Below are 13,966 nucleotides of genomic sequence, written 5' to 3'. Positions count from 1 at the left end.
GCGCGGTCATCAGTTCGGCGAGCGCGCCGATCCTCGGTCCGGTGAACGCGGTGTGCGGCAGCTCCTCGAGCAGGATCTCCTGGTAGCGCTCGGTGGGCAGATCGATGGCCGAGGGCTGGCCGAGCAGATCCGATCCCGCGGCCGGGTGGTCGTGCAGCGTCTCGTCGCGGTGCGACCACCCGGCCCGGCCGACACCGATTACCAGCCGGGGGTGGGTTTGGTCGGGCGGCAGGCGGTGGGAGGCGACCGGCACGGCCAGGTTCGGCAGCGGTGCCAGCGCGGCGACCCACGACTCCGGTTTTCCGGGGTGGCGGATGTGCAGCCGCTCGTGCTCGAGCAACTCGGCCAGGGCCGCGTCATCCAGCGACCCGAATGTCGCCGTGTCCAGGTAGGTCCAGCCGCGGTAGCTGTAGCCGCGCAGGTCATCGGGTCCGCCCAGGTCCGCGCTGTGCCCGGGTAGGTCGTCGATCAGGGCGATGCCGTACCAGCCGGCCACTTCCTCCGGGGTGTAGCCACCGAGCGCGGCGATCTCCCCGGGCAGCAGGACGAACCGGGCGTCCTCGGGGCTCAGCCCGGACGCCAGCGCGGCCCGATGCGCGGGCGTGGCGTCCTCGTGCGACTCACGGCCCGGACCGCCCGAGTGGAGGTCGTCGTCGCCCGGCTCGTCCGGGGAGCCCCGGGTCGGCCGCCCGTCCCGCTCCGGGGACCGCGGCATCAGCCACACCCGAACGGCACGAACGCCCCGGCCGAGGACTCCGGGCTCGAACACGATGCCGTGCCGGGCGAAAGCCACCTCACCCAGCGCGTACGCGACCCGGTTCTCCTCCTTGCCCAGCCCGCCGTGGTAGTGCCTGCTGCGAGTGTTCAGCCACCGACCCACCAGGCGCCGGTCCGCGGTCCGGCGGACGCTGGCCTCCCCGGCGGCGATCACGAACGGCTGCCCGCCGGACGGCCAGGTGTGCTTGATCAGCACGAAGAAACCGTTGATCTTGCCGGACGTCGGCGACACCCACAACCCGCCGTCGTCCCGCAGCACCCAGTTGACGCGGTCGTTCTCGGCCAGGATCTCCTCCGCATCGCGGGTCCCGACCTGCGCATAGCCGGCCTGGGCCAGGAACGCGGTCAGCCGCTCGCTCTGTACGGATCCCGGGGACCGGTTGTGCCGGCGGGGCGCGGCGGCGACGATCCGCTGCCAGCCGGCGTCGTCCGGCGAGTTGGCGGCGGACAGCCGCATGCCACCGATCGTCACCGGTGATTCAGTCACCCGGGCAGGCCGATTCAGCCACCGCCGCCAGCCGGGCACCATCGCCATGCCGGTCAGGCCGAACGGCGCGGTCACCCCGGCACCGACCAGCGCAAGGCCGATCAGCGCGCCGACGGTCGCCCCACCGGCCAGGTAGAGAACCACCCGAGCCACCGGCCTCGACGGTGCCCAGACCTGGACGACCCCCGCGACCGCGGTGACGATTCCGGCGACCCAGACCACCACCGGCCCCAACCACATCGCCAGCACACCACCGACGAACACGGCCAACACCGCGCCGGCCGGCAGCCACCGACGGTTGCGCCCAGCACCGGACTCCAGCACCCCGGAGGACACAATCCCGCCACCGGTCGAACGCACCCCGGGACACACGACCAGGTCGCCCGGGGAGAGGGAAAGCACCCCCGACGACACGATGCCGTGGCCCCGCGAACCCAGCGCGTACAACGCATCGGCCCGCTGCCGCAGGTTGGCCGCGAGTGCATCGCCCAGCAGCGGGTTCGCGCCGATCCCGGACGCACCGGCCGCCAACATGCTGACGTCGCCGTCGATCCGCCCGATCTCCAGCTCGAGCGAGTGACCGAGCTCCGCCCAGTTGTCCTCCCGGCTGCGCGCCACGTCGTTGCGGTAGCCGAACAGGTCGTCGCGGACCTCGCTCAGCTCGAGGAACGCCTGGTCCAGCTCACCCGCCTCGACCCGGCCAGCGACCTCCCGCATCCGCTCGGCGACCGGCGGCAACACCACAGCGGCGGCGGCAACAGCGCCGGCAACACCCGGCCGGGCACCGTGGCCGCGCTCGGCGCTCGGCCGGCCGACGGTGCGCCCGATCCACCGCGCCAGGCGGGACCGCAGCGAGCCGATCGGGGAACCCCGGATCGGCCGGCCCTCCCGCTCGGGCGACCGCACGTGGACCAACAGCAGGCCCAGCCCGAACGCCACAGCCGCACCCAGCAGCGCCCAGCCAAGCCACGGAGCGATGGCGGTGTGCCCCATCGCCAGGCCACTCAGCGCCGGCAGTGACGTCACCGGGTCGTTGGACGACGTGTCACCGCGCAGCCGGGCGAACACGGCCTCGTGCCGCAGCAGTCGCTCCGCGCTGGTCCAGCCGGCCAGCAGTCCGGCCACGGTGGCTTCGTCTTCGCTGGTCGGCTCGAGGGCCAGCAGCGACTTGCCGAACTCGGTGAGCTCGTAGGTGTAGGCCGTGCCGTTGCTACCCGCTGTGAGCACCACGCCGAGCTTGGCGAGCGCGCCCAACCGGGTCCGCAGCTGGTCACGCGTCCAACCCTGCCGCAAGGCCTCCAGCTGGCGGGCGGTCCGCGGCTCTTCGGCGGCGTCCAGGGCGCGCAGCAGGTCGTTCAGCACCGGCGCTGCCTCGACCGGCACGACCGGGGCGCGCCGCACCGGCACCAACGCGGCGGGCGAAATGGCGACCACCACCGTGGGCTCCGCCGAGGGAGCCGGCACGGGGGCCGTGGTGAACCGGTGCAGCGCGGCCCACATCACCGCCAAGTCGGCATCCTGGCGGTCCGGCCAGTCCGGCCAGCGGGCGAACAGCCGCGCGAGCGCGACCCGCGCCGGATCACCCAGCTGGGAAAGCAGCTCCGCCGGGCGTTCGGCCAACCGGAACCGGTCACCGACGTGGGTCGCCCAGCCCTCGTCGACCAGCACGTCCAACACCGACCGCACCTCGGCCGGCTCCCGGCCCAGCGCGTCGGCCAGCTCGGCGAGGCTGGCGCCATTGGCGGCGGCCAGGCCCTCGAGCAGCAGACCCAGGCCGGACTTCGGCTTGGCGTCCGCGTGCTGGGCGATCGGCACCCCGGCAAGCTCGAGCAGCACCTCCACGATGCCGGCTCGCTGGTTCTCGTCGAGCCGGTTCAGCAACGCGACACGCTTGGCCGCCATCCGGTACCGGTCGCCGTCGCGGACCAGCCAGCCCCGCTCGACCAGCCGTGCCAACGCCTTCTCGGTGTCGGTGCCGAGGTGTGCCCTGAGCTCGTCGACGCGGGCGCCCTCCTTCCCTGTGAGCAGGCGAAACACCTGGCTGCGCAGCGAGGAGGGCGGGCTGCTGTCCGGCCGCTCGACACGCGCCGAGGACAACTCGAAGGGCCGGGTGGCCAGCAGCTTGATCACCCGCAGCAGCGCGTCCGCGGCCTTGTCGGCGTTGCGCGCCTCAATCGGGTCGGCCGAGTTCCACGACGGCTTGAGCCCGAGCACGTTCCGCGCCAGCGACACCGCGTCGCTCATCGCGAAGTCGTACAGCGTGGCGGAGCCGGTGGGCAGTCTCAGCAGCGCTTGGCCACCTGCGGTCAACCGATAGCCGAGGCCGGCGCTGCCCTCCACCAGCTTCAGGTCCACCAGCGTGGCCAGCGCGTTCTCGATCTCCGCCCGGTCCGCCGCCGCGTCCTCGGTGCTCAGCGCGGCAACCAGCCGGTCCACCGGGACCCGCGACCGCAGCGGGGCGAGCAGTTGGCCCAGGCTGAAGAACGCCACCGCACCCAGCAAGCCGGCGGGCGAACCGTGCCCGGTCACCAGGTGATCGTCGGCACCAAACGCGGGCGTCGCGGCCAAGATGACCAGCACCACCGTCAGGGCGGCGATCACCGCCAGGCGCCAGCCCCAAGCGCGAGCCAACCGGCCCCGAACACCGTTGAGCGCCTGCCCGGTGTCTTCGCGCTCGGTCCGGTTGGCGCCGAACTCGGCATCCGGGTCGGCGGGCACCGGATGCCCCGCGTCACCGCGGGCAACCAGCTCGACCAGCCGGCCGACCAACCGCGCCCCGATCGCGGCGGACTCCCGCCAGCCGTCGGAGAAGTTGATTCCGAGGACATCACCGGCGTCGTCGAACAGCGGCGAACCGGAAGCTCCCCCTTCGTTAAAGCCGAGCGTCCGGTACCTGTCGGCCTTGATGCGATAGACGAAGTCCGGGACGACCAACCGCCGCTGTCTCGGGTTGCCGATCATGGTGGCTCGCTGGTTGCGCCCGACCGGTTCGGTGCGCACCTTGGCGGCGGGGCGTCGCAGATCCCACACACTGACCACGGCGATGTCCACGGTTGGTATCCGCAGTCCCATTGTGTCCATCGAGCGGGCGCTATGCCGGAAGGTGCGCCTGGCCAACCCGGCGAGGTCTCCGTACTCGCCGAGCGTGAGGCTGCGTGGGTTGGTCACCGGCAGCGAGTCGACCGTGAGCAGGTCGGCAAAGAGCGCTACGTGGTAGTTCGTCACCACTTCGGCCGGGCGCTCATCGGTCCCCTCGACCATCACCACCCCGGTGGCGACGACCACGCCGTCGTCATTCTTGAAGTCGACGACGCTCCGCCCGGCGGCGTCCAGCGCCTCGGCATCGGCGACCAACCCGGCCGGGGCGCCGTCCGGAACGGGGCGGAACCCGATGAGCCGAACCGCCCCCGGTTGGAGGTTTTCGAGAATGATCTCGAACTCGCGCGGCAGCTTGGTGAACCACTTCTGCGGCCAACCGGCCGGCGCCGAGTCGAGCCTGACCCGCAGCACCGCCTGGCCCTCGCCCACCGGATAGACCGCCAGCGGGTCGAGTTCCAAGGCGGTCGCGATGAGCTCCAGCAGCCGGGTGGGCCGCTCCCACACCGGCATACTGCTCGGCAGCCAGGACCCCGCCCGGCCAACCATCTCGGACAATCCCCTCGCGGCGTGCGACAGCTCCTCATGCGGGCCGTCCAGGCCGCCGGGCTCCTTGAAGATGCGCACCAACCCGAGACGGCTGTCGAGCTCCCAGAGCCACACTTCCTCGCGTTCCGGGCCGACCTCCGCGCGCAGCGGCGCGAAACTGGACGCACCAATCACCAGCTCACCCGTCTCCCGTTCGCGCTTCGACAGGTCACGGCCGAAGGTGGCCGCCGCCTTCAACCGGCGCACCAACACAGCGTCCGACTTCGCCGGCCAGCGCAGGTCCGGGCGCAGCCGGCCGAACCGAATGTGCCCGAGTACCAGCCGAATCCAGTCGCGTTTGCCGATCGCTTCGCCGTCTAGCCGGCCGCTGCGCACCAACCGCCGGTACACCTTGCGCAACTCGGTAACCGGCCGGTTCTTGAAGGTCACCCTCGCCAACAGGCCGGAGGCCTGAGAGACGCCCAAGCCGACCAGACCGACGATGAGCCAACCGACGGGCCCGATCGTGGTGTCGCCAAGCAGACCGCCGGTGTCGGCGAATGCCGGCGTGACGGCCACCACCAGCAGCAATGCGGCCGCGGCGCTGATCATGGTCAGCAACCGGGCCAACCACGCCCGCCACCTGGGCACCATCAGCGCAACCACCGCGACCATCGCCAGCGCGGTCAGTACCGGGTACGCGGTGAACCAGTCGTGCCCGAGCACCGCCGCGCCAGCCAGTGGAGTGGCGGGGCTGGAGGTCGTGGATTCGGACTGCCACACCGTCGCGTCCGGCGGCGCGGGGAACGTCTCGTTGGGGTCGTAGCTCAACCCGAAACCGGGGGTCGCCCACACGAAGTCGGCCAGATCCTCGGCATTATCCGCAACCAGCCCGGCCAACCATTCCAGCTGCATGGGCTGGCCAGGCCGCAGCGCCAGGACCTTGGCGATCCGGCGGCCGCTCATGGGCTGGTCGGTCGGGTCGAGTTGCCAGTAGTAGTCGTAGACCGCGATCCGCAGATACCCGATCTGGTCGGCAAGCGAATCGGCTTCCAGGTCGTCCTCGTTCGGGTCGGCGAACTCATCGAAGATCCGGTCAAGTTCCTCGAGCAGAGCCATGACCTCGAGCATCGCGGCCTGGCGCTCGTCCTCGGTGAGCTCGCCGCGCGCGCGTTGCTTGGCCCGGTTGAGCCGGAACTCCAGTCCGGCCAGCGCCGATTCGCCATCCAGGGGCAAGTCGAGATCGACCAGGTAGACCCGGCCCCCCTCGACGACTAGCTCGTCCGTGTTGTCTTCGAGCGCCGCGCGCAAGTCCTCGGGCCGCTGGACCAACAACTGGCCCAGCGCGTCCAGTGATGCCCCCTGGTCCGGTGCTCCCCTCAGCAACGCGGCGACCTGCTCCGGTGGGGACCGGCCCCGCGCGAGGTCTGACCGCTGGTAACGCCGGAGCGTTGCCGCCCGCAGTTGGTCGCGAGCCTCGGCGTCCTCGGGATCGAGGTTCAGTTCGTCGAGCGTGGCCAGCAGCTCGGCCTGCCGCACGAACCCGGCCGCATCGGGGTTAGCCGCAAGTTCGGCCAGGGTGGCCCGGCTGTGGGCCAGCAGCGTGGACTCCCGCAGTTGTTCGGCCGCTTCCGGGTCGGCGGGCCTGCGCACCGCGTCGTCCAGCTCGCTCCACCGGTCCCGGAGACGCTCCGCGTGTCGCCGCAGCGCCTCCAGGAACGGGATGGCGCCGTCGAGCACGGTGACATCGGTGCTGGTCCGGCCACTGGCTGTGCTGGCGCCGATCAACCGCTCCAGCATGCCGAGCATCCCGTCAATTTCCGCGACCTGCGCGTTGGCGGCGTCCAGCCGCTGGGTCAGGCTGGCCAGGAGCGCGGGCAGCCGCCCCGGTGGGGCGTCACGCAGCAGCACCAGGAGGGTGACCATGTCGTTGAGCTCGTGCTCGCGGATCTCCGGCAACGCCGCGGTCAGCTCGGCCCACTCGGTGCCGGCCAGCGGATCGGACCCCAGGGCCAGCATCCGGTCCTCGGCCAGCCACCCGGCGAGCAGCGCGGCTTGCAGCGCGTCGAGCTCGACTCCGGCGAGCCGACCGGGAAGATCCACCACCGCGCCGCCGTCGCTGGGCCGGGTGTCGACATCCAGCCACAGCACATGCACCAGCTGGCCGGCGAAGTCCACCTCGAGCCGGCGCAGCTGCCCGATCAGCTCCCGCCGCGCGTCTTCCTGCCCCGTGTCTTGTTGCCCCGTGGTCCCGCCGATCCGGTGGGTCAGCTCGTACCGGTACGCCGCCTGCCAGAACGCCGCCACCCCGGCAACCACCGGGCGCAGTCGCTCGGTTTCCCACAGCGCGCGTTCGGACACGCCGATCAGTGCGCCGCGCGGCCGGCCCTCCCCGACCCAGGTATAGAGCACCAGCCCGTCGACCGGGTCGCCGTATACGCCGTCGGCCAGCCGCTCCAACACCGGCTCGGGGATCAGGCGCAGCCGCGGATCGGACAGCCCGAGGGCGCTCCGCTGCTGGTCGGTCAGCTCGGGCAGGTCCTCCTCGGCGAACATCCTGTCGACCGCCCGCTCCTGGCCATCCGTCAGCCGCTCCTTGGACAACGCACCGGAAATGGGCTTGTCGCCACGCATCACTCGGTGCAGCGGCAATGCCATTGTGCTGCTGGCACCGGCCCATGCAGTCGGCAACCCGGTGGCCGACAGCGGCCCGAGGCCGGCCCACATCAGCGGTTCCAGCCACCGCTTGACCCGGTACTGGGCGAGCGGCGCCAACAGCCAGCCGGACGCCCACGGCGGTCCCCGCAGCGACACGCTCGCGTCCCGCGCCGCCGCCCGCGCCCCGGCCCGCTTGACCAGCCACCACATCGCGGCGAACACCACCGCGACTCCGGCGGCCACCAATACCGCCACCTGCACCCAGTCCGGCACACCCTGCGCCATGCCCAGCCCGATCAGCGGCGCGCCGGCCATGCCGTGCCGCCTGGCCGACCCGCCGTCACGCACTTCCCCGCGGAAGAACACCCGCGACCTGGCGAACGCGGTGCGCGCTCGGGTCTGCAGCTCCTGCTCGGTGAGGTGATCTGAGTGGTAGTCAAGCGGATCGACAGACAGCCACCGGCCCTCCAGACCGTGCCTGCTCGGGGCAATTCCGGCTTGGCCGGCTCCCAGCAAGTGCCGACCCTGCGCGAGGGCGGTCTCGCTTGTGCCCAGCGGGGCGATCCAGACGGAACCGTTGCGGTCGAGGATCCAGGTGATCTCTGGGCTGTCGAGGAGAAGTTGGTGTGCTTCGGGTGTGCCTAGCCTCGCCCGGGCGATTCGGGATGCGGCGGTGTTCTTGGTTGCAGTGGTGCGCGGAGTCAGCAGGTAGCTGGCCGGGTCGGTCGGGCGGTTGACCAGGTAGGTGTTGAACAGTTCCACCTGCTCGGGGGTGGAGAGCACGATCTCGGTGAGCGGGGCGTTGAACGCGGGATCTGTGTAGCGATGCTCGGTGAACGTGGCGCTGTAGAGGTCCGCCGGAATCAGGGACACGATGATCCCGCCCGTTTGCCAACCCTCATAGTTCCCCGAGAAGCTGTGGGCGGCCGCCAGGTCCGGCGACACCCAGGTGGGTGTGCGTTGCGGGTCGAATCCATCCCGCACGGCCGCCGGGTCCGAGCTGCGGTGATAGACCGGCACGGATGCCGTGGCAGGCAGGTTCTGGCTCGCGTCGGTCAGCCGCAGTAGGTGACTGGTCACCGCGAGCACGGGAACGGCAAACCGCGGTGCCCCAGCGGCCAGCAGCTCCTCGAGGTAAGTCCCGGTCGCGGTGGGTGGGTTGGCCCAGACGCGCCAGCCACGCGTCAGCTGCCTCAGTGTCTGAGCCTGGCTGGCCGGCAGCTGGTCAAGCAGGAGCTCGAGGTTGTGTCTCACCTGACGTAGCAGGTAGTCCAGGTCAGCAAGGCTGAGGGGGTCGGGGTCTGCGGTGATCAGCCGCAGCGTGTTCACGAATCCCTCTGGGCTGTAGTCATAAAGCAGGTGCAGCTCCCAGCGAGTTGGGTCTGCGAGGTAAGGCGCGGTCTCAATGAGGTCGAACACGAGGGAGGCCCTGTCCGAGCCGGTGGCATCGTGGCGTTGGGTGGCGGCGTTGAGTGCCGCCGCTTCATCGACCACGTAGTACATACGTGTGTGGACACGGTCCGGGAGGTCACCTGAGGCGTTCAGCGAGGCCCACCATTGCTTGGCCACCGCGATCAGCTGATCGAATCTGGCTCCGTAGTCGGCTGGGTCAAGCACACCGGGCCCCGTAGACCGCAGCTCTTCGGCGGCGTAGTCCAAACCTGCTTCGGCCCGGGCGAGTTGCTCGACGGCGAACCGGCGATCTGGCTCGGTGCCGCTCTCGAGTGCGCCGCGAGCCGCGCGCAGCCGGGCACCGATCGCTTCGAGCTCTGCATCCCAGGAGATCAAGCCGGCCGCGCGGGCATGTTCGCGAGCGGTCCGCACACTCGAACGGAGCTCTCGGTGCGGCAGTACCTTCACCAGGCCTGTCGATCGGTCAACTCCCACCACCACACCGACCACGCGCCGCAGCTCGTCGACGACGAGATCACCCACCGCGTTCGGACCCGGCGCGGCGAGCAGGTCGATCGAAGTCGAGCCGACCCTCACAACCGGGGCGATCACCGCCCCCCGCTCGCCCGACCCGCCTTGGCTCACCACCACGACCCGGTCACCGGGCTCCACAACTCGCGCGGAGACGGAAGGCTTGGCATGCAGTCCGGGCGCGTGCACGACCCCTAGCCCCGCGAGCGCGCCGTCGTTGCTCGTCTCCGCACTCGGCGCGAACACTCCGGTGACCGCTATCCGCTCAACCGCCAGTTCGGGCGCCTCGAGCACACCGCGGGGAACCAACACATCGTTCGCGCTGACCGGCCAACCGATGCCGACCGGCCGCCCTCCGCTGTAAATAGTGGCCGTCATGCCCCGCGCGGCAGAGACGGGCATGCGCTCGGGTGAGCTACGGGTCGGGTACATGTTCCGCACCCGCCAGTCGCCCTCACCAGCGGACTCAACCACCAGCTCAATGCCCGGGACTCTCTCCTTGATGGTCCGACCGCGCTCGAACCGTGCCCACAACCCCCTCGGAAGCGCCACCCTTGCCTGGAGCAAACCGAACCCGTCAAATCCGACAAACTCGCCCTCCGCGCTGCGCGCCACCCGGCCGATCAGGGCACGCATCACCGCGACTCGTTCGTCATCGGTCAACTCGGTGCGGCCCGCCTCCAGCCAAACCCGACTCGAGCGCGCCACCGCCTCGAGCACCTCGGGCGCCACGCTCAGCGACCCGACCCTGGAGTTTGTGGTGAGGTTCGGCGCCAACTCATCCGGTGCAGCACCGGTGAACCTGGCGGCCGCCCCGCGACCGGTCCGCCGGCCGAGCTTCCGCAGAGTGCGCCACGCCGCTGGCGCGAGGCGGAGGAGCACGGCCACACCACCGATGGACGCCGCCGCCAGCAGCACCCAGCCGCCACCGTGCGCGACCAGCGCGGCCGGTGTCCCGGCGGCCGCGACCGGCGCGACCCCGAGCAGCGCGGGCGCCAGCAGGCCGCCCAGGGTGAGCAGGCCGACGGTGATCACCCGACGGGCGGTGAACAGCCCGAACACCCGCGACCGGACCGCCTCGGCGACGGTGCCGAGACGGGGCGCCAGCTCGGTGGCCATCTCCCACGCGGCGTGCAGGATCAACGCACCGACGCCGAAGCCGATAATTGGGTCGGCGTACCGGGCAACGGTGTCGAGCAGTGTGGCCAGTGCGCCGGCGGTGAGCCCGGCAAGCGACAACAGGGCCACCCCGATGCCTGTGGCGGCGATGGTGCCGGCGCTGGCCAGCGCGTCGGCGGTGGCGTGTTCGGCCTCGTGCACCAGGGTGGGCACGCCCCACCGCTGGCCGGCCCACTTGCGGATCTTGGCGATGCCCTGGTTGATCACGAGGCCGATCGCGATGGGCAGGGTCACGCCCAGCCCGGCCAGTGGCGCCGGGTGCAGCAGGTGCTCGGTGGACTCGAGGAACACCAGGCCGGCGGTGGCGGTGATCGCCGCGATGATGACCCAGCTCGCCACCTTGGAGGCCAGCCGGGTGTTGGCCCAGAAGGCGATGACCATCGGGAGCGCGGGCAGCACGTCGCCGAGGTTGTGCAGGATGTCGCCATCGACCGCGACGCTGTCCAGCCCGAGCCAGCTCTTCACGGCCGTCTGCAGCCCGACCGCGGCCAGCAGCGCCAGCCCGGTCGTCACGGTCACCGCGCTGGCCAACCACTGCGCCCGCCGGGGCAGCCGCTGGTGCTCGCCGTCGGGTTCGCTGTGGTGTTCGTCGTGCGGGGTGCCGAAGTGGGTGGTCCAGAAGTTCCTCGCCCACCGGACGGCGGTAACCAGCGTGACCAGCCCGCCGGCGAAGAGCACCCAGTGCCCGAGCGGGGCGCCGGCGGCCGTGGCGTCGAGATACGCCCCGAGCACGACACCGATCACGGCGAGGTTCAGCCGCATCGGCGGCCCCCGGACATGACCGGCCCGGCCGAACCAGCGAAGCAACGCGTAGTGCCCCCAGGCGAGAAGCACCAGCAACATCGCGGTGGCGACGGTGGACCAGCCGGCACCGGCGATCGCGGCGGTGTGCCCGATCGTCAGCCCCAGCGCGACAAGCCCCGGCCGCCACCAACCGGCCGGCGCCGGGGGCGAGGTGGCGGAGTCGCGCATCTCGATCCGGCGCTGCCAGCCGGTCAGCAGCCGCCCGGCGTTCTCCAGCGCCGCCCTGGCCAACGCGCCCGTCCGCCGCCTGGACTCGTCCCGGTCGCCGTAGCGCCTGTTGATGGCCAGGCCGGTGACGAACGCGCCCACGGCGGCGGCGCCGATGAGCACGGCCGCTCCGGGCCAGCCGAGCGGGCCGACCACCACGTTGCCGATCACCGCGCCGGCCAGCTGGAAGATTTGCTTGACGAATGTCGCCGAGGCATAGGCCAGGGCCTGAAGCCGTCCGGGCAGCCGCTTGCGGATGATCGCGCCGAGGGCCGGCATCATGCCAGTGATCGCAGCCTCGGCGAGGAACCCGGACAGCGTAATCCCGGCCAGGGTGAGCTCGGGGGTGGCGAACGCGCTGCCCGCGGCGATCGCGCCGGCACCAGCCATCAGCCCGCCCATAAGGAACAACGAGCCGCCGCCGGTGGTCGCGGACTGTTCGGTGCCCGCGCGAGCGGCCCGGGCGGCGCGCAGATCGGCGAAGACCGCGATACCGACCAGCAGCGTCGCCCCAGCCAGGAAGCGGTAGTCCAACACCGGTGCCCAGCCGTGGTATTCGCGCGGCAGCCCGACCTGCCAGTAGCCGTCGTAGAGCGCCACGGCGATGGCGATGAACCCCAACGCCAGGGAGATGGCGCGGCCGAACCGGGCGTTCTCCTTGGCCTCGGCCGGGTCGACACCGTCGGCCTTACTGGCGCGTAGCCCGGCGACCGGGCCGGACAGCAGATCCTTGAGCGCGGGCCGAGCCCGGTCCGGGTGTTCGCCGGGCAACAGCAGCAGGGCGGCCGCCGCGCCGGCGGAGATCACCCCGGACACAGTCCCGGCGGTGGTCAGCGAGTGACCGATCAACCACCGGTCCAGGTTGAGCATCCCGGCGAGCACCGTGAGCGTGCCCAGCATGGACAGCGCCCCGATGCTGGCGGCGCCGAGTCGCTGTGGGGTGCGGCCCTCGGCGCGCTGGGCGGCCCGCCGGGCCTCGACCTGAGCCGCGGTCCACTCGTCGGTCAGGTTCGGGATCACCGTCCAGACGATCGCGGTGAACCCGAGCAGGAACACCGCTCCAGCCGCGACCGGCCCGGTGCCGGGGGTGACGCCCAGCATCAAGTAGGCGGTGCCGGCCAGCAGCAACGAGCCCACGGCCACGGCGCGACGGGGCAGGTAGGACCACAGCGGCAGCAGAATCAACGCACCGGCCAGCAGCCCGGCGGTGGTAGCCGGATACAGCGACGGCGAGAGCACGGTGGCGGCGAAGATCCCGGTCACCGCCACACCGGTGCCAAATCCGCTGGCGATCCACACCGCCCACCGGTTGCTCCGCAGCCCACCTCGCCCGGTGGGGGGCAGGAACCGGGGTAGTGCCCGGTGGGCCGCCGGCGCCCCCCGGGAGCCGGTGGCGCCGCGGGCCGCCGCCCTGGCCACGGCGGCGGCCCGCAGCCGCCACCAGCCGGCGAGCCCGGTCAGCGCCAGCACGGCCGCACCAACGACCGCCCGGACGACCCAGACCAGCCAGCCGAACGGTGAGCCGCTTGGCTGCTCGCCGGTGCCGACCGGCGCCGTGGCCGGACCACCCGAGGTCGGTGCCGCCGAGGTCGGCGCGCCCGCGGTTGGCGTACCGGTCGGTGCCGCCGAGGTCGAGCTGGGCGGTGGCATGGTGGACGTCTGCCCCGGCGCCGGGCGAGTCGTCGAACCGGGCGGTGGTGGGGCTGACTCGTCCGGCCGCCCCGGCTCCGGCCTCGGTGCGGGTTCGACGACGGTGACCGGCTCGCCCACCGGGATCGCGTGCACGTCGGTGATCTGAGGGTTCCAGCGCAGCAGGGTCTGCGCGCCGCCCGGCACGCCGAACCGCTTGGCGGTGCGCCACGGGTTCTGGTCGATGGGCAGGGTGCCGGACCAGCCGTCCGGCAGCTTCAGCCAGTCCTCCGCCCGGATCTTGTTGGCATCGGTGACCTGCGGGTTCTCCACCTTGAGCACCCGCCGGTCGATGTCGAGCCAGTCGGCGATCTCGTCGAACGTGTCGCCGTCCATGATCCGCACGCGGGTCGGGCGCCACCCGGCTTCAGCACCGTGCGTGGCCGGCGCGCTCGCCACCGGGCGGTCCGGGACAGCCGCGCTCGCCGGGTCGGCCGCCCCGCCCAGCCACGCGACGGCGGCGACCGCGACGGCCACCAACCCCAGCACGGCGCGCACCACGACGGGGTGGCGGGCGGCCCGGGAGTGCTCCGGCCGCTTGTTGTCGCGGCGCGGGGCGTAGACGGCGGCCGGGTCCCGGACCAGCTGTCGCCCGGCGTCGCTTTCCCCGTCGAGCCT

Annotated in this window: 1 protein-coding gene (only partly in view); it reads right to left on the bottom strand. The window is 71.9% G+C overall.

The whole window is internal to a rhomboid family intramembrane serine protease gene (locus ABEB12_RS35890) on the bottom strand: the coding sequence, 122,763 nt in all, runs 45,413 nt past the left edge and 63,384 nt past the right edge, and what appears here is coding positions 63,385-77,350, spanning codon 21,129 (complete) through codon 25,784 (partial); the first complete codon in reading order (the gene reads right to left) occupies positions 13,964-13,966. The start codon and the stop codon both lie outside this window.

The sequence above is a fragment of the Actinospineispora eucalypti genome, assembly GCF_039543365.1.
Lineage (GTDB): Bacteria > Actinomycetota > Actinomycetes > Mycobacteriales > Pseudonocardiaceae > Pseudonocardia > Pseudonocardia eucalypti.
This window is presented reverse-complemented; position numbering and strand designations above follow the sequence as displayed.